The 26,332-nt window shown below is 50.1% G+C and carries 19 protein-coding genes; 7 read left to right on the top strand and 12 right to left on the bottom strand.

The annotated features are described in order from the left end of the window. Positions 1 to 41: 41 nt before the first annotated feature. Both JMI88_RS28435 and JMI88_RS28430 read left to right on the top strand, forming a co-directional pair. A complete protein-coding gene (locus JMI88_RS28435) occupies positions 42 to 476 on the top strand; it encodes a hypothetical protein (protein ID WP_201365333.1) in 435 nt (144 codons plus the stop codon). 204 nt (positions 477 to 680) lie between these two features. Then, positions 681 to 1,673 carry a zinc ribbon domain-containing protein gene (locus JMI88_RS28430; protein WP_201365332.1) on the top strand — a complete coding sequence of 331 codons (993 nt, stop codon included), beginning with the start codon at positions 681 to 683 and terminating at the stop codon, positions 1,671 to 1,673. Between the two features lie 74 nt (positions 1,674 to 1,747). Here JMI88_RS28430 and lepB (JMI88_RS28425) read toward each other — a convergent pair whose 3' ends face one another. Together lepB (JMI88_RS28425) and lepB (JMI88_RS28420) are read right to left on the bottom strand one after the other, a co-directional pair. Next, entirely contained in the window at positions 1,748 to 2,548 is an 801-nt protein-coding gene (gene lepB, locus JMI88_RS28425; protein WP_236023107.1) for a signal peptidase I, read from the bottom strand. Between the two features lie 364 nt (positions 2,549 to 2,912). Next, a complete protein-coding gene (gene lepB, locus JMI88_RS28420; protein WP_236023106.1) occupies positions 2,913 to 3,623 on the bottom strand; it encodes a signal peptidase I in 711 nt (236 codons plus the stop codon). A 581-nt stretch (positions 3,624 to 4,204) separates the two neighbouring features. Here lepB (JMI88_RS28420) and JMI88_RS28415 point away from each other — a divergent pair. The 3 genes from JMI88_RS28415 (at position 4,205) to uvrA (ending at position 8,538) form a co-directional block, all read left to right on the top strand. Beyond that, positions 4,205 to 4,576, top strand: coding sequence for a hypothetical protein (locus JMI88_RS28415; RefSeq protein WP_201365330.1), 372 nt, complete (start codon positions 4,205 to 4,207; stop codon positions 4,574 to 4,576). Beyond that, positions 4,573 to 4,968 carry a phytanoyl-CoA dioxygenase family protein gene (locus JMI88_RS28410; RefSeq protein ID WP_201365329.1) on the top strand — a complete coding sequence of 132 codons (396 nt, stop codon included), beginning with the start codon at positions 4,573 to 4,575 and terminating at the stop codon, positions 4,966 to 4,968. Before JMI88_RS28415 ends, JMI88_RS28410 begins: the two co-directional genes overlap by 4 nt. Before the next feature lie 384 nt (positions 4,969 to 5,352). After that, positions 5,353 to 8,538 (top strand): excinuclease ABC subunit UvrA, encoded by a 3,186-nt coding sequence (gene uvrA, locus JMI88_RS28405; protein ID WP_201365328.1) that lies wholly within the window; start codon positions 5,353 to 5,355, stop codon positions 8,536 to 8,538. A gap of 249 nt (positions 8,539 to 8,787) precedes the next feature. Here uvrA and JMI88_RS28400 read toward each other — a convergent pair whose 3' ends face one another. The 3 genes from JMI88_RS28400 to JMI88_RS28390 form a co-directional block, all read right to left on the bottom strand. Continuing rightward, positions 8,788 to 10,155, bottom strand: coding sequence for a glycosyltransferase family 4 protein (locus JMI88_RS28400; RefSeq protein WP_201365327.1), 1,368 nt, complete (start codon positions 10,153 to 10,155; stop codon positions 8,788 to 8,790). Between the two features lie 174 nt (positions 10,156 to 10,329). Then, positions 10,330 to 11,196 carry a peptide chain release factor N(5)-glutamine methyltransferase gene (prmC, locus tag JMI88_RS28395; RefSeq protein ID WP_201365326.1) on the bottom strand — a complete coding sequence of 289 codons (867 nt, stop codon included), beginning with the start codon at positions 11,194 to 11,196 and terminating at the stop codon, positions 10,330 to 10,332. A gap of 15 nt (positions 11,197 to 11,211) precedes the next feature. Continuing rightward, on the bottom strand, positions 11,212 to 11,604 hold the full coding sequence (locus tag JMI88_RS28390; RefSeq protein ID WP_201365325.1) for a DUF2203 domain-containing protein: 393 nt from the start codon (positions 11,602 to 11,604) through the stop codon (positions 11,212 to 11,214). Positions 11,605 to 11,870: 266 nt separating this feature from the next. On the opposite strand from JMI88_RS28390, the gene JMI88_RS28385 reads away from it, so the two are divergent. Next, entirely contained in the window at positions 11,871 to 12,479 is a 609-nt protein-coding gene (locus tag JMI88_RS28385) for a sulfite oxidase-like oxidoreductase (protein WP_201365324.1), read from the top strand. Between the two features lie 217 nt (positions 12,480 to 12,696). Here the strand turns inward: JMI88_RS28385 and JMI88_RS28380 are convergent, their stop codons facing one another. From JMI88_RS28380 to JMI88_RS28365, 4 genes are all read right to left on the bottom strand, one after another. Continuing rightward, positions 12,697 to 14,145 carry a SpoVR family protein gene (locus JMI88_RS28380; protein WP_201365323.1) on the bottom strand — a complete coding sequence of 483 codons (1,449 nt, stop codon included), beginning with the start codon at positions 14,143 to 14,145 and terminating at the stop codon, positions 12,697 to 12,699. A gap of 17 nt (positions 14,146 to 14,162) precedes the next feature. Further along, a complete protein-coding gene (gene yhbH, locus JMI88_RS28375) occupies positions 14,163 to 15,305 on the bottom strand; it encodes a sporulation protein YhbH (RefSeq protein ID WP_201365322.1) in 1,143 nt (380 codons plus the stop codon). Positions 15,306 to 15,436: 131 nt separating this feature from the next. After that, complete coding sequence (locus tag JMI88_RS28370) at positions 15,437 to 17,332, bottom strand: PrkA family serine protein kinase (protein ID WP_201365321.1); 1,896 nt, start codon at positions 17,330 to 17,332, stop codon at positions 15,437 to 15,439. 604 nt (positions 17,333 to 17,936) lie between these two features. Continuing rightward, positions 17,937 to 18,758 carry an SAM hydrolase/SAM-dependent halogenase family protein gene (locus tag JMI88_RS28365; protein ID WP_201365320.1) on the bottom strand — a complete coding sequence of 274 codons (822 nt, stop codon included), beginning with the start codon at positions 18,756 to 18,758 and terminating at the stop codon, positions 17,937 to 17,939. A gap of 372 nt (positions 18,759 to 19,130) precedes the next feature. Here JMI88_RS28365 and JMI88_RS28360 point away from each other — a divergent pair, with 372 nt between their 5' ends. Beyond that, positions 19,131 to 21,515 carry a hypothetical protein gene (locus JMI88_RS28360; RefSeq protein ID WP_201365319.1) on the top strand — a complete coding sequence of 795 codons (2,385 nt, stop codon included), beginning with the start codon at positions 19,131 to 19,133 and terminating at the stop codon, positions 21,513 to 21,515. A gap of 57 nt (positions 21,516 to 21,572) precedes the next feature. Here JMI88_RS28360 and murA read toward each other — a convergent pair whose 3' ends face one another. From murA to JMI88_RS28345, 3 genes are all read right to left on the bottom strand, one after another. Continuing rightward, the gene (murA, locus tag JMI88_RS28355; RefSeq protein ID WP_201365318.1) at positions 21,573 to 22,907 is read right to left on the bottom strand and encodes a UDP-N-acetylglucosamine 1-carboxyvinyltransferase; all 1,335 of its coding nucleotides are present in this window, start codon (positions 22,905 to 22,907) and stop codon (positions 21,573 to 21,575) included. A 16-nt stretch (positions 22,908 to 22,923) separates the two neighbouring features. Then, on the bottom strand, positions 22,924 to 24,447 hold the full coding sequence (locus JMI88_RS28350) for a phytoene desaturase family protein (protein WP_201365317.1): 1,524 nt from the start codon (positions 24,445 to 24,447) through the stop codon (positions 22,924 to 22,926). A 203-nt stretch (positions 24,448 to 24,650) separates the two neighbouring features. Beyond that, a complete protein-coding gene (locus JMI88_RS28345) occupies positions 24,651 to 26,102 on the bottom strand; it encodes an FHA domain-containing protein (RefSeq protein ID WP_201365316.1) in 1,452 nt (483 codons plus the stop codon). Positions 26,103 to 26,332: the final 230 nt, after the last annotated feature.

Here is a 26,332-nt window from a genome sequence, read left to right as displayed (position 1 = left end):
ATAGGCGAGAGCTAAATAAACAAGAAATTGGAGTGAGCATCGTGATTTTACATGTAGGAGAACGTGTCTTCTGGGGTGCCCCGGAAGTCATTTATCTGGAAGGTATTATTGCCTCACTACAACCAGCAAAACAATTGGCGATCGTGCATATTGACCGTGCGACTCCCCATTCTGCTCATTTGATCGATACTGATGTGCCCTTTGCAGCTAATGGCCTGGTTCCATTGAAAGGTGAAAGCCCTCCAGGTACCACGGATAAGCGAAGCGCGGAACGCCTTCCACCCCCTCAACTGAGCGACGACGAAAAGGTCCGGCGCACCGCGGCTACCGCAATCCACCAGATATACGGTTATAACCTGCCACCGGATAAAGAAGGTGCGTTAATCGAACAGGTCAAACAAGAACTGGAGCAAGATCCGGCCAGGCGCGCCCAGATCATCGCATCAATGGATGCGATTTTGAAGCGCGAATGGTAAGAGTTTAGCTTTATGATGTAACAAAAAATGTGTGAGATCCCCCACACATTTTTTGTTACATCATAAAAACACTAAAAAAAAGAAAGCGCCGTCGGGCCCTCTAGAAACTTTCTATCTACCTCATAGACTTTTTCATAGACAATAGCTATAAATCCGCATATACTTAAAAGTAACATCATCATTCTCTATGGAGCAAATTTGTCCATGAAGTGTCAACGATGTCAGACGCAACTAAGCCCGAAGGGGCGTTTCTGTCCACATTGCGGCGCGTTAGTGGAAAAGCCAGAGCCGACAGCTACAGAGGAAGATGCGTCAGTGGAGGAAGTGAAAAAGGTGGTAATCCCCGAACAACCTTCGACCGAGCTAGCGCTTGACGCCTTACACCTCTATGCCAGCGTCCCACTTCCTCAGGCGCCCGTTATACCTCAACATTTTACAGAGGAGCTACCGACCCAGCCTATCTCCACAGCCAACGTAACCCATCCAGAACTTCGTACAGCAGACGAACAACAATTAACCACTTCCCAGACTGCATTGTTACCATTACAGCAACCCTTCCCGTTATTATATTATAAGTTAAACACAACATCGAAAGGGTCTCAAATGTTTCCAGCTGTTATAAACTCGGCCTCTTCACAGAGTAAAGCGCAACACCGCAAGCGAAGCAAGGGTGGCTGTATTCTGGGTTGTCTCACCACCATCATTTTGCTCCTGGTTATCCTGGGGGCTGGCTGGGTCTTTATTCTGCGTCCCTATGCACATAATATCGCTCAAACAGAGCTAGATAAAGCTATGACATCCGCGGTCGACCAGGTGCCAACGTCTCAACTTACTCAACTACTACCACCGGGCTCAACGTTGCCAATCAATGAAAGCACAATCAACAATCTCATTGTGCTTAATCTGGCACCTTCTAACCCGGTCCAAAAACCTGAGACAAGCATTACACCCCAGCGGGTACGTATAGCTTTTCAGGTCTATGGCTATCCGTCTGCGATCAGTATGGTGCCAGCTTTAAATAGTAGCGGGCGCCTGGTTGCTAATGATGTCAACGTCGAAGGAGTGCTGGCTTTCATCATGTCACCGGATGAGCTAAAACCGCTGCTGGATAAGCATCTCTCAGATGCGCAGAACAAACTTGGGCGCTCAATCAAGGCCGTCAAACTCAGCGATCAACAGTTGAGCTTTACACTTTAATGTATAAATTTATAAACGCAAACAACAAAAAGGAGCAGGTTAGACGCCTGCTCCTTTTGTTATTGCATTGCTGTTTATGAGCGCTTTTTGTAGCTGCCAGTACGGCGGCGTTTCCACTTACTCCACCCGACAAAAATACTGGGCAGGAGCAGCATTCCGGCGGTACTCAAAGGATTGGTGCGCTGCTCAGCTGGGACAGCAACCTGAGCCTGCGCGGAGGTAGATGCAGCGGACGCGGTTGCAGGTTGGGTATGACGAATGGGGCACATATTCGTCCCGCTAGCGGCCTGCTGTGGTGTGGCGACCTTGTTATAGACAGCAGAAACGCCTGGCAAAAAACCATAGTTGTCCTGTCCTAGCGGCCAGTAGACCAGAGCCGCGCGCCCAATAATATTCTGTTGCGGAACACAACCCCAATCTCGTGAGTCAGAACTCCCATTGCGATTATCACCGAGCACAAAATAGGCTCCCTGGGGGACTGTCATGTTGGTAATGGGAGGATAGGGATTGCCCTGTCGGTATGGGTCCACATAGGTTTCGCTCAGTTGCTTATTATTGACGGTAACGCGTGTATCCTGTACTGAAATAACATCTCCTGGCAGGCCAACAATACGCTTGATATAATCCTGGGTAGGGTTTGGAGGAGCCACAAATACGATCACATCTCCATGAGCTGGTGCGTGAAAAAAATAAGACCATTTATCGACAATGACCAGCTCCTGGTTGTGTAAACTGGGTTCCATACTCATACCATCGATGTTAAAATTCTGTACCGCGAGACGAATCACCAGGAACATTAAAATAGTTAATACCAGGGTTTCTATAACTTCACGAACGAGTCGATATCGTTTCTCAAAATCAAATTCTAAATCCACCGATTTTCCTTTGCACTCTGGCTAGTATGAATAACTATCTCGACCAGAACGACGCTACCAGTGTTCGTGGTTACCTTGATAGATGCTAACCTGCTCATACACTATGCATTGTGTGCGCGGCTATACGCTTTACGCACATTATGCAAATCATCCAGATTGCACAAGCAGATCGTTGACCAAACAGCCTGCAGTAAAAAGCATTTGGGAATGCCACTTACTTGCAGCTAGCTACGCCGCCACGGCTCATTCTAAAGAATGACTCAGTTTCCAGAAACGGCACTGGTTTTCCAGGCGGCTCCGCTCATCCAAATGAATGGTATGCTACGCATCAGGATGTTTTTATTTTATTATGGTGCACGCTATGTCAACGTTTCTTTTTATACCTTGAGCATACCAGGAAAACTCCAGGTATAGCGAAAAATATCACTCCTTCCTCCCCAAAAGTACTATTTTCCAGGGGAACGTTGCCGGGTAAGTTATCTGCCTTGGAAGCATTGGCTGAAACGTGCGCAAATACAGCAGACACGTCGGGCAAGAAACCGCTATTCCCATCGTTTAATGGCCAGTAAACGAGAGCCGCCCGCCCAATGATGTTCTGGCGCGGCACAAACCCCCATAAACGGGAATCAGAACTATTTTTGCGGTCATCACCCATGACAAAATACTGGTCTTTGGGCACAACTCTGTTTATGATTGGCTGATAAGGATTTCCCTGGTACGAGGGATCAACATATGTCTCCTGTAAGGCCGTATTATTGATCTTAACGGTTGTGCCCTGGATGGTAATCACATCACCGGGAATACCAATAATACGCTTGACATAGTTCAAAGATGGATCTGGCGGAGCCACAAACACAACTACATCTCCACGGGCTGGATTATGCAGATGGTATGAGACTTTATCTACCATGATCCGCTCTTTATTATGCAAGCTTGGTTCCATACTGGGACCATCAACATCATAGTTTTGTACGGCCAGGTTAATGATAACAAACATCAAGATTGTGAGAATAACCGTCTCGATAATCTCGCGTATGAGGCGATGTTGTTTGTTGAGTTCTTTTTTGTCTTTCAAACCATTCACCTTGTCATTGCAGCGTATATGGAACAGTATTTGAATGAAAACCATCAATTGGTCGCTCGCTTAAACCAGACGGCTTTCAGCAACGCCCATCTTTATTATATATGCCCTCTAAACTTGACCTCCATATCAAATACGTCCACACCTGCACCTCTGTAATTAAGTATACCAACTTCGAGCGCTCTGGTTGTGCACAAGGGAGTTGGCAATTTGTTTAAAAAAGCTAGCATTTTAACTAAACGCTGGATGAAATATACATTTATTATACATTTTTTCCGCTACCACAACAAATTGCGACTAATTTATGGTAGGCTTAAGAGTGTGTCTGAATGCCATCTTTTCGCGCCTTCGGCCCCTGACGATTCGCACCTTCGGTGCTCAAAACGGTTGTAATTGGTGGTGCAGAAAATGTACTATGCACATTTTCTGCACCACCAATTACAACGGGTGCGGGCGTGCGTACGGGCGCGCTTTATTTCTCATTGTAATGGACTTCAGACATTTTCTAAAGAAATATCGCATGTAGCGCGTCCATTCTAGTATGGTAGATACTTTCAATAAAGGAGCCGCTCACAATGGAATTGACCAGTCAGCAAAAACAAAATTTCTTTGAACAGGGCTTTGTTAAGCTACCGGGTATTATTCCGACGCCATTGGTGCATAATGCATTACGTGCAATCAATACATCGCTGGGATCCAGGGGAATCGATCCGGCCCAACTACCAACGCTGCGCTCACGTTCTTATTGTCCGGAAATACAAGATTCTGAGGCCATTACAGGTCTGCTCAACTCTTCACCGCTCTGGAGCGTGGCCGAGTCAGCGATTGGCCAGGGACACATTAAACCAGTACACTCCGGTCAGATCGCCCTGCGCTTTCCACAAGATGGTCCAGCTCGTGTAGGTAACCCTCATCTTGATGGGATGCATACCCCCTCAATGGAGTGAAAGAAGGGATAATCGGTAATTTTACGGCCCTGTTCGGCGTCTTTCTGAGCGATATTCCACAGTCCTTCATGGGCAACTTTACGGTCTGGCCAGGGACGCACCGCCTCTATGAGCAATACTTCCGTACCCACACACCGCAAAGTCTGCTGCAGGGAATGCCGGACACACCTTTGCCAGAACCTCAGCAGGTCACAGCCAGAGCTGGCGACGCTGTATTGGTACATTATCAGCTCGCTCATAGCATCGCGGCCAACACATCGCCTTTCATTCGCTATGGCATCTTCTTTCGCCTTTCACACATTGATCATGATACCTTACACTGGGATTGTATGACTGATATCTGGCGGGAGTGGGCGGGGATGCGTGATGTCGTCAGTGCGACCGGGCACTGATGTTAACAATTATAGCAACGATTGATTTCACCCGCAAATGAGAACGGGAAGAGTGGTCGCTCGCTCGATCACTCTTCCCGTTCTTTCTGATATAGCATTGATATCGCTACCAGTTTCTGCACATGCAGAGTGGCAGGGAATAGAGCCATCGTCAAATTTGTTTTCTTTTATGAGTGGGATATGTGGAAGAGGTGTTTGTACATCCAGTATTCGCCTGGCATTATGCGCTACGAACATACCATCCGTTCTATGCAGCCTTTTTCCTACCTATGACCTATTTCAGGACCACTTGACGTCAATGGAACAAGTATAGTAGTGTATATGGAACGTTTGTTTGTATTAACGCCCATGAAATAATCAGTTAGTAACGGGTGGATTAAAAATATGCCCCAAGATAAGATCGTGATTCGTGGTGCCCGCGAGCACAACCTGAAGAATATCGATGTGATCATTCCCCGCGATCAACTCGTAGTCATTACGGGCCTGTCCGGTTCAGGTAAAAGTAGCCTGGCATTCGACACTATTTTTGCTGAAGGACAGCGCCGCTATGTTGAGTCCCTCTCAGCTTATGCGCGCCAGTTCCTGGATAAAATGGACAAGCCCGATGTAGAACATATCGATGGGCTTTCCCCGGCTATCTCCATTGATCAGAAGGGGGCCTCACATAACCCTCGTTCGACAGTGGGCACCGTCACTGAGATCTATGATTACCTGCGCTTGCTCTATGCACGTATTGGACATCAACACTGTCCTCAGTGCGGACGAGAAGTAAGCCAGCAAACTCTACAACAAATTGTCGATGCGGTCCTGAGCCTGCCTGACAGTTCACGCATCCTGTTACTCGCTCCCCTGGTTCAGGGGCGTAAAGGTGAGTATAAAAATATCTTTGAAGAAATGCGCCGTTCAGGCTACGTCCGTGTGCGTGTAGATGGCAAGATTCTGGATCTAAGCGACGAAATCGAGCTGGATAAACAGAAGAAACATACCATTGAGGTGGTGGTGGATCGCCTGATAATCCGCAAACAGAAAAAACAGGCGGAAGAGGGGTTGAATGGCAGTGCTCCCCTGAAAAAAGTTGCGGAACCGGCTGCTCTCTACGAGGTAAATGCTGCAAAAGAGTCGCACATAGATGAGAGCGGGATTGCCGAACCAGCTATTCCAGCCATCCTGCATGAAGAAGTAGATCCTGCTTTTCGACAGCGTCTCTCAGATTCGCTGGAGACCACGTTGAAGCTGGGCAATGGAGTGGTGCTGGTAGCGGTAGTGGATGGCGAGGAGATCCTGTTTTCCGAAAAGGCCTCCTGCGCCTATTGTGGTATCAGCCTGCCAGAGATTGCTCCTCGTACCTTTAGCTTTAATAGTCCACACGGCGCCTGCCCCACCTGTACAGGACTGGGAACGCAATTAGAGATCGACACCGAGCTGATTGTGACCAATCCTGATTTGAGCATCCTGCAAGGGGCTATCGCGCCATGGAGTAAAGTAGTCAATGGTAGCCAGTGGTATATGGCCACATTGGAGGCTCTGGCCCGGCGCCATAACTTTGATCTCAATCAACCATGGAAAGAGTTGAGCACCGATGTTCAGCAGAAGCTACTCTATGGGGATGATGAGCCTCTGAGTATTCGCTATACGCCACAGCATGGTCATACCAAAACCTATACAACCAACTTTGAAGGGGTTATTCCTAACCTGGATCGCCGTTATAAGCAGACCGAGAGCGAGGGTGTACGCGAAGACATCGAGCACTACATGTCGGCCCGCCTCTGCCCGGATTGTCGAGGGGCACGCCTGAAACCAGAGGCCCTGGCGGTCACGGTAGGCGGTCGTAACATTGTGCAGGTAACGCGCCTGGCTATCTCGCGCGCACAGGCCTTCTTTCATGAACTTGAAAATGGCGCGGCCGAGGTAACGCCTCCGATCACCCATGGAGTTGCCAATGGTAAAGGTAAGGGTCGCAATAAAAAAGCTACCAGCAACGGCTCTCTGCTTGGTGATCCATTGACGCCGATTCCTGCCAAAGGTCCCTTGCTGCTGAGCACCCTGAGTGAGCGTGATCGCTTTATCGCTCGCCAGATCTTAAAAGAGATTCGGGCACGCATCCAGTTCCTATTGGATGTCGGTCTGGATTATCTGACCCTGGATCGTTCAGCAACCAGTCTGTCGGGCGGCGAGGCCCAACGTATTCGCCTGGCAACCCAGATCGGTTCTGGCCTGATGGGCGTACTCTATATCCTGGATGAGCCCAGCATCGGTCTACACCAAAGGGACAATAATCGGCTGATCCAAACCCTGGAACGGCTGCGCAACCTGGGCAATACACTGCTGGTGGTTGAGCATGATGAAGATACCATGCGAGCCGCCGACTATATCATCGATATCGGTCCCGGTGCCGGTGAACATGGTGGACACGTGGTAGCGGCCGGTACCTATGACGAGATTGTGGCCAACACCAACTCGATTACAGGCGACTATCTCTCACATCGACGCCGTATCGAGGTGCCCCAGGAGCGCCGTGCGGGCAATGGCAACTACCTGACGATTCGGGGAGCCAAAGAAAACAACCTGAAAAACGTTGATGTAGATATTCCGCTTGGTAAGTTTGTGGCGATCACAGGCGTATCTGGTTCCGGTAAAAGTACCTTGATCACCGATATCCTGTATCGCAGGCTCTCGCAGCACTTCTTCCGTGCACATAACAAGCCTGGTCAGCACGATAGTATTGAGGGGCTCGAATACCTGGACAAGGTTATCGATATCGACCAGTCACCGATTGGACGCACACCGCGCTCTAATCCAGCCACATATACCAACGCTTTTACCAGCATTCGCGAACTATTCTCCCAGGTGCCAGAGTCAAGAATACGTGGCTACCAGGCTGGACGCTTCTCCTTTAACGTCAAGGGTGGACGCTGTGAGGCCTGTCGTGGTGAGGGTATCGTCAAGATCGAGATGAACTTCTTGCCAGACGTCTACGTTCCGTGTGATGTCTGTCAGGGCAAACGGTACAACCGCGAGGCGCTGGAGATCCATTACAAAGGCAAAACCATCTCAGATGTACTCGACATGACGGTGGAAGAGGCCCTGGACTTCTTCTCCAATGTGCCATCCATCCAGAATAAAATGAAGACATTGTATGATGTTGGTCTGGGCTATATGCGTTTAGGGCAGCCAGCCACCACATTATCAGGTGGTGAGGCCCAGCGCGTCAAACTGGCTACCGAACTGTCTCGTAGAGCCACTGGACGCACCATGTATATCCTGGACGAGCCCACGACAGGGCTGCACTTCGCCGATGTGGAACGACTGTTGGATGTTCTGCAGCGTCTGGTGGACGCTGGTAACACCATCGTTGTCATCGAGCACAACCTGGACGTGATTAAAAGCGCCGACTGGTTGATCGATCTGGGACCCGAAGGTGGCGATGCCGGTGGTAGCATCATTGCCCAGGGCACGCCCGAAGAGGTCGCAGAGAATCCTAAATCTTATACTGGCCATTTCTTGAAGCGCCTGCTCCACGAAGAGGTCGAAAATAAAACCGGGCGGGTTCTGACCAGCGTCCCCAATTAACAAATCGGGCGCATAATCTTTAACAAATAAAGCAGATATAAAGCGGGAAGGTGCAGGAGGGGCTGGCCGCCCCTCCTGCCGGGGTTTGGGCGAGCATGATCAAGTCCCCAAATTCCCTTCCCCCCTCCCGCCGCACGCGGGATATAGAAGAGGTCTTTTATACCTTCTTAAAAGATGAAAAATCATAGGCCCGAACCTACGGGAGGCGTTTATGTGGGCCTACGTATAAATCGGGCGCAAGGCCCAAACCTATGAGGAAAGAGGTCGCGACGGAGCGCTATTAACCACCTTTTCTGGTTGCTCGGCAATCGGCTCCCCATTGGGGCCAGGCTCATGATCATCATATGGGACACTTGTGACCGGGTCTTCAGTCGTTGGCACATCATTGACCGGACCCTTTGTGCCGGGATCAGATTTGTCCAGTTTGATTGGCAAGCCGCGTTTTTGCTGGCGCGAGTCGATCCAGACGATCAGTCCAGCCATCGTTACCATAACCAGGATAATACCAATCAACTTGAAGAAATGGCCAAAGGAGAGGGCCAGAACACCAAAGAGGATGGTCAGCCCATAGAAGATATAGCAGATCTGCCTGACGCTCAAGCCCGTAGCCTGCAAGCGATAGTGAAGATGGGTGCGATCATAATGCAACGGATGCTGGCCACGGCGAACACGGTTAATGATCACAATCGCCACATCCAGAATAGGGACACCCAGCACCATCAGAGCCAGGGCAATCTTAGCCCCTCCCATGATTGAAAGGACGGCCAGCGCCAGGCCTAGAAACTGTGAGCCGCTATCGCCCATAAATATTTTCGCTGGATTCCAGTTATGTGGCAGAAATCCCAGGACGGCACCGGCAAAGATGGCGCACAGCACAGCAATAGTATATTGCTGCAGGACCCAGCTGGTGATAGCAATGAAAATAGCTGTAATCGCGACCACACCACCAGCCAGTCCATCCAGGCCATCAATCAGGTTGACTGTATTCATCATCCCCACCATCCAAAACCAGGTGAAGATAACGGCCGGGATAGCCAGTAAGCGAATATCAGTGCTATTGATAAAAATATTGACGGTCGTACCATGGTAAAAGGGCACGACGCCAGTAGATAGAGACTGAAATGGATTGCCAAAACCGAACAGCAGCACGCCATTAAATTTGCCATTGATAAAAGGCCCCATGACGATAATGACCGCGATTGTCTGGGCCAGCAACTTGGGCAGCGGCTTCAGGGGTCGGACATCATCGTATGCGTGCACCGCCACAATCAAGGTAGCAGCAACCAGGAAGAGCCAGAAAATAATGATTTCTTTTTGCTGCAAATCTGGATTGTGGATATAGAAGAGTAAGGCCGAGATCACAAAGGAGAGAAAGATAGGTACTCCCCCCAGTCGCGGCACCGTATCTTGTTTACGCCCTGGCTCAACCTTGCGAATCAGCGAGTAACGCTGACTCAATTTAGAAACCGCAAAGATCAGCAGATACGATAGTACGAATGCGCAGATCGCGCCAGCCAGCAATAAAACAAAACTTACATCCGGATGGTCTGCATGGATAATAGAGGTAGATAATAGCGAAAAGAGCGGCTGGCTATATAGGACATTCGCCAGAACCATGAATATGCCCCCTAAAATGGTGGTAATAACTAGACGATTAGCAGCGACGTTGCTGTTCATCAATTCGTTCGATTATACGGCTCTCTTTAAGAAAACGCAAATACGCGCCTCGCTCGTAGGTGTGGGCGAGCATGCTAGGAACATGATCTCGCCCCCACTGCTCGCATCCCCACATTACAGACGAACATGTACCAGACGATCCCAGCCAGCATAGTCTTTCTGGCAGTGAATGGCGGCCTGTGGCCAGAGCTCTCGTAGAAGGCGTGTCAGCGGCTCGCATTGTTGATAGCCGATCTCTAATAGCATCACACCTCCTTTTTTTAGCGTACCAGATGCATGTGCATCTTTGCAGAATCGATACAAGAGGTCTAGCCCATGTGGGCCACTAAACAGGGCCAGGTGCGGCTCATAGCCCAGTACATCCACACTAATATCGCTACTTTCATTCTCTCCAACGTAGGGTAGATTGGCGAGCAACACATCCACCACTTCAGGAAGAGGCGCCAATAGATCTCCCTCTAATAAACGTACGCGGTCCGTCACATGATGACGCTCGCTATTCAGACGCGTAACTTCGAGTGCCTCAGAAGAAATATCGCAGGCATAGATATAGGGAAGGCGTGGCTCCGCAACGACCACACTGATTGGAATGGCGCCGCTGCCGGTGCCTACATCGGCTACCACTGGCGTTATCCCTCTGGCGAGGCGCTGGTCAATCTCTTGCAAGGCCGCCTCTACCAGTAACTCCGTTTCAGGGCGAGGAATAAGCACCCTCTGATCCACCAGAAAGTCCAGGCCATAAAACTCTTTATGGCCTACAATATATGCCACTGGCTCATGGGCGCTGCGCCGCTGAAGATAGCTGTGATAGAGCTGCTCTTGCTCGCATGTCAATACCTGCTCAGGATATGCCAGCAAACGCGAGCGGTCCATCCCCAGCACTTCGCCTAATAACACCTGTGCTTCCAACCGTGTTCCATGAATATCAGCCCGGGCCAGAACCTGTGCTCCCTGCGCCAAAGCCTCCCGCAACGTTGTCATCTTTTTTATCCTACACTACAATGGTTGGCGGCCTGCAAAACCGCCTTCAATGGGATGCCAGAACAAGATACGCTCTTCATCCAGTCGCCAGCATAGATATACTTCCTGCCCATCGCGCAAACTCAAAAAATCGATCAGTCCAGTATCGGGATCTTTAAGCTCACAGTCAAATTGCTGCAGTTCAAGCACGGCCTCGCGCAAAATGTCCGCTAGTAGGATCACCTTTTCCTGCAACTGCAAAATGTGTTGCTGCAAATGATGACCATTGTTCATGGCCTGTGCTTGAACTATCATCAGCTCCTCCTCCAGCTGCTGTATCTGCTGGCGAGCCCGCTGAATCCTCTTTAAGATGGGTAAAACCGCTGGTAGGAGCGCCTCGGCCTCTTCGCGTGTAAAATAATGGGCCATAGAAACAACCACCTTTGCCAGAGATATCATTCTATATACAACTATCACGCCATCTACAATGCTCTCAGTAACAATACAGCACGTTTTTAGCAGCTAATGAAAAAATAGCCCGGCTAAAACGTATCTATTCTTACAAAATAGAATAACGTATGCTACTCAATTTTGTAAGCGTAACCATCTCCATTTTCCTGGTAGTCGTCATGGTAAATAGCAAGTGATATGATAACATGATCGCTGTATACTGATTGAATAAGGAGTGTTTGGGCATGAATTTGTTCGGCAAGAAATCGACCACGTCGGTGGAGAAACGGCCAGATGGCCTGGATCGCCTGCCACCTGGACAATATCTGACAAAGAAATGGCCGGTCTTAAGCTATGAGCGCACCCCGGATGGAATGCCTGCTGATTGGAAATTAAAGATCAGTGGCATGGTTGAGCAACCGCTTGAGTTAAGCTGGGAAGAATTTCTGGCGCTACCCCGGACCACCATGACGTCGGATTTTCATTGCGTTACCAGCTGGAGCCGCTACGATAATACCTGGGAAGGGGTACATATCCGCGAGATTTTGCAGCGCGCCAAACCGCTGCCTAACGCCCATTTTGTGATGGCGCACTCATGGACGGGCTACACCACCAACCTTCCATTGCAGAATCTGGACGACGATGATGTAATGTTTGTCCTCAAACATGATGGACAACCGTTAGAAGCAGATCATGGCGGACCAGTCCGGTTATTGGTGCCCAAGCTATATGCCTATAAAAGTGCCAAATGGTTGGATGGCCTGGAATTCATGGAGCGTGATCACCCAGGCTTCTGGGAGCAGCGCGGCTACCACAACCGGGCCAATCCCTGGAAAGAAGAACGCTACTGGTAGTAGCGTAACACATAAGAGAGTGCCTGGCTCCCATCGCCATCGCAGTCTCTCTGCCTCACGCTTCGCTCCTGCGGAGCTCAAAATGAGATTTCATGTTGGTGCAACAAATGCGTGAATGCGCATTTGTTGCACCAACATGAAAAAAGAGTGGGGGCGTCTGCGCCCCCAGGCTGGCGCGCCATTCCAATGCGCATGGAAATGAAGCACGCCCATAGCGCTATTTATTTTCCAGCGTGCTCTTACTGTTGCGCTCGCCATCGTAAGTGAGCAGGATACGCTTCCCTTCGTAGACGGTCTCCAGGTGCACCGGACGGCCCCAGAGTATATAGACATACTGCAGGGTCTTCTCGGCATAATTTAAATCTAGTTCCTGGCCCTCGAAGAGATGGGTTAGATACAGCTCGCGATTGCCATGATAATCGCCATTATCGACCACCAGGTAGGGATGGCCAAAGTTGGTCATATTGGCCACAATGGTATCGCGCACCTTCTGCCAGTTCTTTTCAGCGACCACCCACTCATCGCCCTCTTTCTTGTAAAGGTAGAGGTCCAGATCTTTAACCAGGTCCTCGGTCAGATAATTGCGCAAGAACGAGACATCATTATCCAGTTCGCGCACCTCAAAGATCTTCTGGCGACCCTGTCCCGGCCTACGACCCAGCCGATCCTGTTCCTCACGGGTTGGATTATCCCAACGCCGCTCTATATCTTCAAAGATCTTAAAACCGATATAATATGGATTGAGCGAGGTGCGCGAAGGAGTCAGCACCCCGGAGTGCAGTTGCGCGAACTCTACCGTCTCGGAATCCGAGATAACTGAGCGATCACCCAGTTTTCGCATGATGCGCGAATGCCAGATGGAGGCCCAGCCCTCGTTCATCACCTTAGTCTGCATCTGTGGAATGAAGTAGAGCATCTCAGTACGCACAATCTCCAGAATGTCTCGTTGCCAGGGTTCCAGATGCGGCGAGTGGCGATTCAGAAACAGCAAGAGATCTTTCTCAGGCTTCTCTGGAAATTTGGGCGTCTTCCCTGGTCGGCGCTCGCGCTCTTCTTCAGCCTTCTTAGCTCGCTCCTCCAATCCCCACAAATCATCGTATTCGCTACTGGGCGGCTTATGGCTTTCCTCAGACTCAGCAGGCTCATCTGCATGCAACAAAAGATTATAGTCAACATGCTCCTGAATCGAGAGCACAGCATCCAGGAAGCGCTCAACCTCATCTTTACCATGGTCGAATTCGTATTTAGCGATCCGTTCAGCATGCACACTGGCCTTATCAATCATCCGGCGCGACGTATGCTGAAAGTAAGCATTATTTTTAAAGAAGTCGGTATGGCCAAAGACATGAGCAGCTACAAAGGTATTTTGCAGCAAATTGTTCATCTCCATCAGGAAAGCATAGCTAGGATTTGTGTTCACCACCATCTCATAGATCTTGCTCAACCCGAGGTCATACTGCATCTTCTGTCGGTGAAACGCCTTACCGTGAGTCCAGTGGCTAAAGCGTCCGGGAAGGCTATAGGAGGCGAATTCATACATGATGGATGCAGGGACCAACTCGAAATGCGTTGGAAAAGGATCGAGGCCAAAGTTCTTGGCCTCTTCCCATGCCGCATCGATTCCATCGCGCAGGCGCTCAATGTCGCTATGAGCAACATTATTCATGCAAGAACCTCCTGAATCTACCTGCCTGTCACAGGATCACGCTGAGCAAAGAACTTGCGCAACGCGGGATAGACCTCTTTTTTATCCGATATGGTAACAGGAATAAACTTCTTGTCATTGATTTTGTTGTAAGCCGACATAAGCGTGCTGGGAGAACGATAATGGCCCTCGCGGATCTCGCCATATCCGAAAATGTTGCACTGCTCCATCAGCTTATTAACCAGTTGCACACAGCGATCATTATCCCAGGGCAGATTATCTCCATCCGAGAAGTGGAAAGGATAAATGTTCCAATCGTTCGGATTATAGCGCTCCTGAATAATTTGTAGAGCCAGTTCATAGGCCGAGGATACCTGCGTGCCACCGCTCTCGCCCTTATGGAAGAACTCGTCTTCAGTCACCTCTTTGGCCTCAGTATGGTGGCTGATAAAAACGATACGCACATTATTATATTTTGTGCGCAAGAAACGCACCATCCAGAAGTAGAAGCTGCGCGCAATATACTTCTCGAATTCACCCATTGAGCCTGAAACGTCCATCATGGCAATCACAACAGCATTAGACTGATATTTAATGGTAGGTTCCCAGACCTTGAAGCGCAGATCATCAGATTTAATATTCTTAAACTCAGGCTCGCCTTTGGCTGCATTACGCTTGATGTTCTCCATGATCGTGCGCTTCTTGTCCAGGTTGGCCATCGCCCCTTTTTTACGGACATCCGTGAAACGGACCGCTTCGGTCTGCATTTCCTGCTGCCGCTTCTGCTCTAAGTTAGGCAATCCAAGATCTTCAAAGATGAGAGCCGCCAACTCTTCCATTGAGATCTCGGCTTCATAGTAATCATAACCAGCTTCTTTGCCCGCCTCGCCTTTTTTACCCTTACCCTGCTTGGGCTCTTGCGCAACGACATCCCCTACTTTACTCTTGCCATTGCCCTGACCGGCGTGCTGCTGACGACCAAAATCATAGCGGAAACTATATTCTTCAAGCGAGCGGATCGGGATACGGACAGTCTTTTTGCCATCGGAGAGGATGATGCTTTCTTCGCTGACAATATCGCCAAGATTCTTCTTGACCGCTTCGCGAATCTTTTCTTTGTGGCGCTCCTGGTCGATCTGACCTTTACGGTGCAAAGACCAATCATGTTGAGAGACAGACATGGATGATTTTCTCCTTGCTACTATGAGACAACTCTGAGGAAGGCGGTTCAACCGTTGGAAGCTCGTCGTTGAACTACCAACGGTTTCCTACACATTCCACACTGATCATCCTGCATCTGAGTGAGACGCGATTACCGATTTAAGAGGCTGCCAGTATAGCGGAGAAGCTCATTGGCGCTCTCATAGGTGTAGCCCTGTTCGGCTACCAGGCGCTCAATTACTTCATTGATTTTCCGCAACTGCTCTTTGTCTGGAGTACGGGTCGAGGTCGTAATCTTGACGACATCACGCAGGTCGGCAAACAACTTCTTCTCGATAGCCTCTTTCAAGCGCTCATGGCTGGTATAGTCAAAGGTCATGCCTTTACGGGCCAGCGAAGAAATGCGGATCAGGATCTCTTCGCGGAATGAACGCTTGGCGTTCTCCGACACCCCGATCTGCTCCTCAATTGAGCGCATCAGATGCTCATCAGGCTCCATCTCTTCATCGGTGATGGGGTCGCGTAACTTGGTTTTGTTGCAATACGATTCCACATTATCGAGGTAATTATTCAGCATCGTACGGGCCGACTCTTCATAGGAGTAGACGAAAGCGCGCTGGACTTCCTTCTTGGCAATCTCATCATACTCTTTACGGGCCTCGCTGATAAAGTTGAGGTAGCGCTCACGCTCTTCGCGGGTAATGCTGGTATGTTGATCCAGGCCATCGCGCAGCGCGCGTAGCGCATCAATAGGACTGATATAAGTAACGTTATTTTTGATCAAGGCATTGGAGAGGCGATTGATGACATAACGCGGGGAGATGCCATCCATACCTTCGCGCACCGCTTCGTCCTGCAACTCACGCACATCCTTCTGCTTAAAATCTTCCATGTCTTCGCCGTCATAGAGTTTGAGCTTCTTCATCAAGCTCATACCAGCTTTCTTCGAAGGCTCCAGACGGGTTAGAAGAGCAAAGATACTGGCGATGCGCAACGTATAGGGAGCGATATGCACATTTTGCAGAGCGCTTTGCTTGAGCAACTTCTCGTAAATTTTGACTTCATCAGAGACACGCAGGTTATAAGGAACTTTCACCAGAATAATGCGGTCCTGCAACGCTTCCGATTTCTTGTTGCCAACAAACGCCTGATACTCATGTTCATTCGTGTGGCTCACAACCACCTCATCAGCATAGATCATGCTGAAGCGCCCGGTCTTAATATTCTGCTCCTGGCTCAGGGTCAGGAGAACATAAAGGAACTTTTCGTCCGTTTTGAGCATCTCGACGAACTCCATCAAGCCACGGTTGGCAATGTTGAGCTCACCATCAAAACGGTACGCACGGGGATCACTTTCAACACCCACTTCGCCGATAGTGGACAAATCGATGCCGCCCACCAGCTCACTGATATCCTGGCTCTTGGGATCCGAAGGTGTAAACGTACCCACGCCGACACGATACTTCTCACTAAACGTAATACGCTTCAAAGGAACTTCTTCGATCCGGCCACGATACTGGTTATCTACCATATAGCGGCAATGGGGGCACAGATCACCCTCGATATAGATACCAAACTCTTTTTCCACATCGCCACGTAGCTCATATGGAATCAAATGGAGGGGCTCTTCGTGCATCGGACAATCTTTAATCGCATAGATCGCACCTTCTGGTGTACGACTATATGCTTCCAGGCCACGCTTAATCAGGTGGACAATCGTCGACTTACCGCCACCAACAGGTCCCATCAGCAAAAGTATGCGCTTACGAACCTCCAGACGCTGGGCAGCTGAATGGAAGTAGTCAACAATTTGCTGGAGAGGCTTCTCAATGCCAAAGATCTCATCACTAAAAAATTTGTAGCGCGTCTCTCCTGTGCGGGTAGTCTCTACTCCCGCATCCGTAATCATATGATAAATGCGTTCATGAGAAAGTCGAGCTACCGCTGGCTTCTTACAGGCTATCTCGAAGTATTCCGCGAAGGTCCCTTCCCACATGAGCTCGCGCTCACGGTCCCGGTATTCTTCTAACCGCTTCACCAGATCCATAGTTCATCCTCTCTGTGTATAACTAGTAGTGTATGAAGAATGGGTCTTTTTCCCTTCCTGGGCACTCCTACACTACACTTATTGACTGCTGCTACGTTGTACAAACCAGAAAACGCACTACGTGACCGGGAAAATCAAGAGGAGAAAAAAGGGTACAAATGCGAGTATCGCGCGCATACGTTCTTTATCCAGCATCCAGCGCTCCATACCGGAGTAAAAAGACCAAAAGGGCCGGATTCTTGCTCGTTGTTCCTAACGAGAAAACCAGCCCTTTCTACTTTTATGAGGATAATATTTAAATGTAAATCTGTGATACTCTTTGTCCAACCCTTAGATCGAATGTGTTGGGACAACATTGAGAGTTGCATCATATCGATGCTCCTACACTGTTTCAATCGGTCCTTTCTCACTCCAGGTGTCAGGCAAGAGATGAATATGATCGACGATTGAAAGTGTTATACCCATCCGCCATGCTTCTGCCGCCACTCGTCCCATTATCGTATAGGGTATAAGCTCATTATAGCATATTTTCCTATTCCTTGAGAAGGGGTCAAGCATGCAGTTTAAAGAACTGTTAAGAATTGTTAAGAATGTTTTCTTTATATCACGCATGGCGCCAGGTCAATGTAACGGCTTCACCACGACCAATATCCAGCGACCTTGCCGCCGAAGCATTGCGCATGGCGATGCCTATATAACCGGAGCTATCGACGTAAAGAAATGGTTCGGCGTCATTGCCCTGGTCAGCGAAGAAGCGTCGACGTTCGGTGATGATGAGCTGCTTTCTGGGAAGTAAGAGGCGCACCAGCGGCCAATCGAAGAAGTCAGGTAGCCTGGCAAGGGCAATAGAGGTCACCAGATTACCAAAGTGATCCACATAGGCTATTTCAGCCTCAATACGATCGGACTTCTGTACCGGCTGTGGTAGATCCAGACGACGCAATGTGTCCGCTGGTAGTGCCTCTCCTAACTCGTGCAGCTGACAACCAGCGGCAATATGCGCCCCAACCGGCGCAAAGAGGTCCCGACCTTGAAACGTTGCGCTGACTGTGGGGAGATGATATGAGGGGTTGGTGAGCTTGACCGCGGCATGAACGGGCTGGTCAGCCAGCACAAAATGGAACAGACCATTATCGGGCCCAACAAAATACCAGTCGCCAGCATGAAGAGCCACAGGGGCTCGCTCGCTTCCGACACCAGGATCTACCACACACACAAAAACGCTGCCTGCAGGGAAATAGCGATAGCCTGTTCCCAGCGCCCACGCTCCCGCCAGCACATCCTGTGGCGGAATATCATGGGTCAGATCAATGAACGTCGCGGTTGGCGCAATACCTGCCATCACACCTTTCATGACCCCAACAAAATTGTCATGTGTCCCAAAATCCGTTAGTAATCCTATCACTGGAGAAGCAATCTGTTGCATAGTACTATAGTCCTCCCTTAAACCTGAAAAAAAGCCGCTATAATATATACTCAAGTAATGATAAACGTAAAAAGCAAACAGGCAAGATATCAATAGTAACCTATCTTACCCGCTTGTTATGACATTATAAGAGAGGTATGCTATACTGGCTCGGAATACAGTCACGGCACAACACACGACAGAGCAGCAAGGCTTCCACAGCCTGTCCTATCATACTCTTCCTCTGCATTGTGCGTTTTTCCGTGCCTGTAAGGTAGGGGTATAGGCGCAGGAGGCTTTGATGGACAGCGTTGTAGGGTCAAGCGAGCACATATTGAAACTTACCCCTGTGAACTCAGTTATCATGCTATTAGCAACTGGAGTGATACAGGTATGAATATTAGTACGGGTGGACCACACACCCTTCTTTTTGAACGAGATCAACAATTTGCCACACTGCTTGGCAGTGAATTACAGTTAGCAGGCTATACCAATCATACAGCCCGTACCGCCGTTGAGGTCTTTGACGCCATTGCTCGCTATCCTATTCGACTGGTGATGGTTAATCTTGCGCAGGCGGCGGCCGCTCGGCGAGAATTCTGGGTCGCCCTGGATACCCAGCGTCGAGATCGCCAGGTTCAGGTGCTCACGTTTATCTGCACCAACCTGGCCGGTTACGGGCCACGTGAACTTGAAGATCATGCGCCACACACCAATGCAGATATGGAAATCGATGGTATGCTTGGGCTGATGAACCTGGTCGATGCTGTACGTAGCCGGCTGCCAAGCTCCACTATTCCCTTGAACACAAGTCATACTCAGCCACGGATGCCACGCTTCTCATCGCTATCCATGCCAGTCGCCGCTCAACATCCAGGCCAGGCGGGCAATGGCAGCGCCTTTTCCGCTACATTACCATCAGATACAGGCTCTCTTCAAACTCCTGCCAGATCTAGCAACTCAACATCTTTACCACAAACACCTTTAAACAATTCCATCACCTCTGCGCAACCGGCGATAAAAAATGTAGCCACGAATCAGAATCATATGCCCTCGCCAGCTACGGGTCTGCCCGGTTCAAATCAACCTTCTTACAGTGAAAAGATTCGCGCAGTTCTCTATCCTAACCAGCGTACATGGAACGCCCAGGATACAGGTGGACATCCAGTACCTCAGGAGAACCAGGAGAACAAAGAAAGCAAGGAGCATATCAACCCATTGCCCACAATCAATGCGCCTGCCTATAATGATGCTCCGGTACTCCAACGGCTCGCCAGCGGCCAGTTAAACTACGATGGACCAAATGAATCAGGACTCGCCCAACTCTCACGGATGGTGCAGGGGTTCCGTTCTACAGGCCGCGATGAGCCAGCTCCCGGGCCTACTGCCCACACTGTCTCAACAACCTATATGCCAACAGCCCCAACACAGCCGCCGGCAGCTTCTCAGTGGGCGCCACTCAATGCAACAAAATATACCATACCGGTCGAAACCAGGGAAGCATTACCAGGTCAGACAAATATGTATGCTGCGACTCAGCAGGCAGAAACCAGCAATTCAACCGCGATGCGCGCAGTACCTCCAACAACTACATCATATTCAATGCTTGAGGCAACACGTGAGAAAGATAATCGTCTGGAACAAATCAATCAGCCAGAAAAGCACCAGCAGCCATATACAGCGCCGATTACGCCAGCAGCTCGTCTTACACAATCCGAAGAGAAAATTGGCACCCAGCCATTGCGCGCCTCTCCTATTCAGGATATGCCTATTGAGCGTACCGTAACAGGGCCAGCCATTGGGGAAATCGCGCGCAGGCCCGATGTGCTCTCACGCACCAACTATGGTCCTCAAACCGCCCATCAGCCCGCGGTAAATCCAAACAAGCAGGCTACTTCGCCACACCTGGCGCCTATTTCAGCACCCCTTCCATCTGTTACCCCCGTGGTCAACAAAATATCAGTGCCACTTTTTACGCCAGAAGTGGGAAAAGAATCAATAAGCCAACCCGAAGCCAGATACGAGCCTAAAGCCAGCAAAAACAGTCAGCCGATCCCTACTATTACTGAACCGGAAACAGCTAAGAAAGCAGAGCCCGGCAATCAACCCTCTGTGGCACAGAAAGAACCGGAGCTGGCACCAGCGCGCGAGGAAGCAGCGGCCAGCAGCCAGCCAACAACATCAGCAAGCGAAGAACCAGTGGCCAGCAGCCAGCCAACAACATCAGCAAGCGAAGAACCAGTGGTCAGCAGCCAGCCAACAGCACCAGCCAGCGAGAAAGAAAAAACAAGCAATACAATGCATATGCCTGATGATCTGGCAGAAAGCATGACAACCAACAATGCTGTTTTACTGGATATCGTCCAGAGCCTCCCACCCATGCCAGCGCTATCTGAACAGCCTAATAGCGTTCAACCCCAGGTATTAAACGGTCGAGCAACACGTTCACTCAACAAGGTACTACTCGATGGGCACCTGGTGCCACAGGATCGCCTGGATGTCGCCCAAAATATCCAGCGGATGTTACGTGGTGTGGATTTAAATTATCAGCTTGGTGAAATATTGCTTATGTTTAAATTACTTACTCCTGATCAATTACTGGCAGCCAGCCTGGTAAGCTATGGGTTGATTACAACCACACAGATCAGTGCACTGGGCCGTATCCGTCAGGAGCTCCATTCAATGGGACTGGAATACGATCTGGAAAATCTGTTGATCCTGTTCAGAATTTTGACGCCTGAACAGTTGCGTGAGGTGCGCACTAGCTTGCAAAGCTAGATGTCTTTTTTCTTGCGCCGCCCGTCGCAGGCAGGCGCAAGAAAAAATATGTTTGTTTTAGAATATTTTTTCGATCTGGGCACCAAGGCTGCGCAATTTCATATCCAGGTGCTCATATCCGCGTTCAATGTGTTCAATGCCATAAACGGTTGAAGTACCCTCAGCACAGAGCGCAGCAATAATATAAGAACAACCGGCACGAATATCGGGGATATCCAGACGCGTAGCAACCAATGGCGTCGGACCTCGCACTACACAGCTATGCATATGCTGCTTCTCACGGAAGCGGCAAGGAACCTCACCCAAACATTTTGGATAGAGTCCAATATGAGCACCCATACGCTCCAGGGCACTGGTATAGCCAAAGCGATCCTCATAGATCGTCTCGTGAATCACTGACATACCCTTTGATTGCGTCAATAGTACTGTAAAAGGTTGCTGCCAGTCAGTCATAAAGCCCGGGTGTACATCAGTTTCCAGCGAGATCGCTGGTGGGGTCCTGGTATCGCCGATAAAACGAATACCCTCATCGTCAATCTCAAAGCGCAACCCCATCTTCAGCAGGGTATTTAAGAAAGAGAGCAAGGTATCCTGCTGGGCATGGCGCAAATAGACATCGCCCCTGGTTAAATAAGCTGCAACCGCCAGCGAGACGGCTTCATTGCGATCACTGAGCAGAGTATGGCTGGCCCCATGCAAAGCATCCACGCCTTCAATCACTATCCGGCGATCTACTTTAAATTCGATGATGGCGCCCATTTTTTGTAGCAGCTTGACCAGGTCGACAATTTCTGGTTCATTGGCAGCATTCTCAATAATCGTAACCCCTCTGGCTAGAGAAGCGGTGATCAGGAGATTCTCGGTCGCCATCACACTCGGGAATGGCAGCGAGATAGTGGCTCCATGCAGGCGCTCAGGGGCCCGGCAATAGTAATATCCATCCCTTTCAAGGATCTGGGCGCCCATCTGCTGAAGGCCCTGGATATGAAAATTAATGGGTCGCGGGCCAATGCGATCGCCGCCCGGCATGGGGATAACGGCCTCGCCACAACGATGCAATAGCGGTCCGATCATCATCACACAGATACGGTTGAGCCCTCCAACGGCACTCGAAACATGGTAGTCGCGCACATTGCTGGTGCAAATAGAGAGTAAATGGCGCTCCCGATCTAGCTGGACATGAGAACCTAATTCCTGGCACAGCTTAACGGTCAATTCTAGATCGCCCAGCACCGGGATATTACGCAATGTACAGGTATCAGACGTTAAAAGGGAGGCGATCACCATTTTGGTGACCGCGTTTTTGGCACCGCTCAGCGTTACCTCACCCCGCAAAGGCGTGCCCCCGGTGACCAGATAATGGGGAGCCTGCTGCTCTTCATATTCAAACATTATTTCCTAGACCTTCCTAAGGTTTTCCAGAGTTTCCGGGTGCCTTCCACAGCCAGCGCAACGCATTGAGACGGGAAGGGGGCGACATCACATTGCGCCTGAGACGACGGTCCACTTTACGCGCAATCGCCTGCTCCTGATCCAGATCATCTAAGAGATCTAGAAAATTATTGACACTCTGTGCCACACCCTCAACCATCAAATAGCCCGATGGTTTCACAGCATCGCCCACCAGGTACAGTCCCTGCACATCTAATTGTGGCTGCACATCTTCTCCCTGGACCACACGATTGACCGGCCATTCCCCCCGATAGGTGCCCATAGTCAGAATCTGGCAGTGCTGGTCAAAGGTCTCACCAAACATAGATCTCAAATCGGCCAAAGCCAGGGCACGCTCCTCCTCGACATTGTTGCTCTGAATCACCTGGTGGCTGATCAGAAGATGCTTGCCAGCAGGGGCGAGCGAAGGATCACTATTGGTTGGCTGCACCATACCCGCAATGCGTTTGGTGTCCAGACAGTACATGATGCCTTTATGGGGAATCAACGAGACATCGCTGAGAATATGCACTTTCAGGCCAACGGCCTCCTGAACATCATCGGTAGCCCGCGCAATCGCGGTGTGATCCTCGGCATATTTCTGCTTGAGCACATCCGATTGCTTCACACGGCGCTGCTGCAGCAAGCCATTGGTAGCGCGTGGGCCAATGTCACTGACGACCAGCGGCGCCTGCAACAACTTCTCTTCACCCGTCACCTTGTTCTTGACGAGTACACCAGTGACGCGCCCCTGTTCTTGCACAATACCCAGAACCTCCGAGGAGAGCATGATCTCCCCATTATAGGTCTCAATGATTTTTTCAAGCTGATGAGTGATCTCGCCACAGCCACCCTCTACAATCGCGGGAGCCCCAAACCGAAACATGTTTTTAGTCGTACGCACAACCTCGGCGGTACTGACCTGGTTTAGCTCAAGACTTAAGGCGAAGCGGGAGATGCTGGCAAAAAAGGCCACCAGCTGGGGATTACGCTCAACATTGATATGGCGCTCAAGCCAGAGGTCAAAGGGGAGCTGGCGTTCTTCAGCAGTCAACGGGCGGAAAAACATCAGATAACCCAGGCGCAGAAACCAGAAAAATTGGGCTGGTCCTAAAAATCGGGCCACGCCCAGGAGTCCACGAGAACGATATTGCTGGCCATGCACATGGAACGAGCCAAAGACATCAGCATCATAGAGACGATGAGGGACATTGAGGCGGCGCAGCATGTGTGACAACACACCACTGCTCCCAAAAGGTACCATATGTACAGCGCCAGTACTGACCTGTACGCCATGAAAGTTCTTGGCAGTAAAACGGCCACCGCAATGCGGCAAACGCTCCACCACCACCACATGCTTGCCGCGCTGCAAAAGATGGGCGGCACTGAGCAGGCCTCCCAGGCCCGCGCCAATAATGATAGCATCGAAATGCTTTACGGTATGCGTGCCAGAACCATCCTCAGGAAGATCCTCAACACGCGACGGTGCTTGTTTGTACATGAGATTTCCGGTAAGCTAGCAAAATTGCTGTACCCTGACACCCAACCATACACTGAGAGCTTACCAGGTTCTACAAAGAAACATACAGATCGCTCGACGTGTAGATAATCATCAGGTGTAAAGCAGCGGGACAACCAGAAGAGTTGAAAGGGCGGAGTTACATGTCCGCCCTGTAGATTATATGAAAGAACACTGGTACGTGATTACTTCTCTTCACCAATCAAACTGCGTAACAGGCTATTGCACTCAGCCATAGTATTCAGCACATTCTGGTGAATCTGGAACACTTTATTGAGTTCGCGCGCCTTACGAGCCAGTTTAGTAACATACTCGATGTCTCGAGGGTTATTCATCACATCTTCCATTAACTGGAGTAGTTCAGCCCAGGCTAACGCCTCACGGCTTCTGGCAACGTCAGCAATCATGCTATCCATACGATCAGAAACACGGCGAATGCCGGAGCGCAATTGGCTGGCTGTCTGGTTAACCTCAGCATCATGGTTGCGCATAGCATCCTGCGTCGCATTAAACTGCTCTTGCAGCGACATGATCTGCCCATCCAGAGAGGAGAGAGCCGCCATTAATGCGCTCATATCAGGCAGGGATGGCGAGGAAAGCGCAGAGAAACGACTGAATGTGACCGGGCTATCCGCAGCAGGAAGCGGAGAAGAAGGAACCGCATATGGGGTCTTTTCGATGCTGCCAGGTGTCATTGGGACACTCTCTTCGACATCATGCGCAGCTATGGGCGCAGCCGGTTCCTCCTGAACAGGAGCGGGAGCGGGCACTGGCTCATAGTGTGAGATCGGCGCATCTTCCTCGGGTGCGGGTGTAGCAGGAGGCTCTACATGAGCTGTTTCAGCGGCCGGAGCATCATAAACAGCAGACTCTTCTGGGCTATCCATCGTAGCCGTACCGTAATCGTCATTCTCAGAGATGGTTCCATGCTCATCATTCTGGGTGCGATAGGTAAAATCTGGATTGGCCGGGGCATTCTGAGGCTCAGAAATAGTTGGCAGATCTTCTACCACATTAGCCTGTGCGCCATGCGCCCGGAAGAGCAGTTCGTGCTCGCCAATGCCAACCTGATCACCATCTTGCAAAGCATAGGGCGTAGCTTCTTCTAGCTGTTGCCCATTCACAAAGGTGCCATTTGCACTATGCTCATCATGCAACAGATATTGATTATTTTCATAACGAACCGTAGCATGACGACGTGAAGTCAACTTATCCTTTGAGAGCAAAATGTCGCTGGTTGGAGCACGACCAATCACAATCTCGGTTTTATCCAGCGGATATTCCTGGATAACATCACCATTATCGGAACGAAGAATGAACATGCCTGGTTCGGAGATTCTATCCATTGTGGCTTGTGCTGTTCCGGCGGGCTCGCGTACGGTCGCAGCATCAGAAGGTGAGCCAAAAGCGGTCGGCGCGGCAAGATCAACACCCCAGGATTGACCACTGGCTGGCGCCGAGCTCGGGGGCACCGAATTCCACTCATCTGCTGCCGCAACAGTAGCTTCGCCAACTCCTGGCTGAGCCTGCTGACCTGAAGAAGGTGAGGGAGTTGCAGGAAGCAGGCGATTACCACAATTTAAACAGAAGTTGTCACCTTGCCGAGTCTCAGCCCCACAGTAGGGACACTTATCCATGATAAAAGTTCCTCCCAATTGTATGCACGCATGAATATATATTGCGTACACGTAAAACTTCTGTCCATTATATCAGAAGTGTAAGTTGAGCGTCGAGTATAATTCTTTAGAGAATAGCGTCCCCCGCTCTCTTTCACCACCTGCTCCGAAGAGGGCCGGACCCATATATGGTCAGTTTCTTTTTCCTTCCTACATATCAGGATCCGCTCTTGAGAGTATGGATTTAAAGA

Source organism: Dictyobacter formicarum (genome assembly GCF_016587435.1).
The sequence above is the reverse complement of the archived record's forward strand: the minus strand, read 5'-3'. Positions and strand labels throughout refer to the sequence as shown.

What these genes read in the sequence shown, in the direction of transcription:
- JMI88_RS28385 (WP_201365324.1), top strand. Translation starts at nt 11,871, where the DNA reads ATGAATTTGTTCGGCAAGAAATCGACCACGTCGGTGGAGAAACGGCCA.
- JMI88_RS28370 (WP_201365321.1), bottom strand. Translation starts at nt 17,332, where the DNA reads ATGGATCTGGTGAAGCGGTTAGAAGAATACCGGGACCGTGAGCGCGAG.
- murA (WP_201365318.1), bottom strand. Translation starts at nt 22,907, where the DNA reads ATGTTTGAATATGAAGAGCAGCAGGCTCCCCATTATCTGGTCACCGGG.
- JMI88_RS28365 (WP_201365320.1), bottom strand. Translation starts at nt 18,758, where the DNA reads ATGCAACAGATTGCTTCTCCAGTGATAGGATTACTAACGGATTTTGGG.
- JMI88_RS28360 (WP_201365319.1), top strand. Translation starts at nt 19,131, where the DNA reads ATGAATATTAGTACGGGTGGACCACACACCCTTCTTTTTGAACGAGAT.
- JMI88_RS28350 (WP_201365317.1), bottom strand. Translation starts at nt 24,447, where the DNA reads ATGTACAAACAAGCACCGTCGCGTGTTGAGGATCTTCCTGAGGATGGT.
- JMI88_RS28430 (WP_201365332.1), top strand. Translation starts at nt 681, where the DNA reads ATGAAGTGTCAACGATGTCAGACGCAACTAAGCCCGAAGGGGCGTTTC.
- JMI88_RS28380 (WP_201365323.1), bottom strand. Translation starts at nt 14,145, where the DNA reads ATGAATAATGTTGCTCATAGCGACATTGAGCGCCTGCGCGATGGAATC.
- JMI88_RS28345 (WP_201365316.1), bottom strand. Translation starts at nt 26,102, where the DNA reads ATGGATAAGTGTCCCTACTGTGGGGCTGAGACTCGGCAAGGTGACAAC.
- prmC (WP_201365326.1), bottom strand. Translation starts at nt 11,196, where the DNA reads ATGACAACGTTGCGGGAGGCTTTGGCGCAGGGAGCACAGGTTCTGGCC.
- yhbH (WP_201365322.1), bottom strand. Translation starts at nt 15,305, where the DNA reads ATGTCTGTCTCTCAACATGATTGGTCTTTGCACCGTAAAGGTCAGATC.
- JMI88_RS28400 (WP_201365327.1), bottom strand. Translation starts at nt 10,155, where the DNA reads ATGGTTCTGGCGAATGTCCTATATAGCCAGCCGCTCTTTTCGCTATTA.
- JMI88_RS28415 (WP_201365330.1), top strand. Translation starts at nt 4,205, where the DNA reads ATGGAATTGACCAGTCAGCAAAAACAAAATTTCTTTGAACAGGGCTTT.
- uvrA (WP_201365328.1), top strand. Translation starts at nt 5,353, where the DNA reads ATGCCCCAAGATAAGATCGTGATTCGTGGTGCCCGCGAGCACAACCTG.
- JMI88_RS28390 (WP_201365325.1), bottom strand. Translation starts at nt 11,604, where the DNA reads ATGGCCCATTATTTTACACGCGAAGAGGCCGAGGCGCTCCTACCAGCG.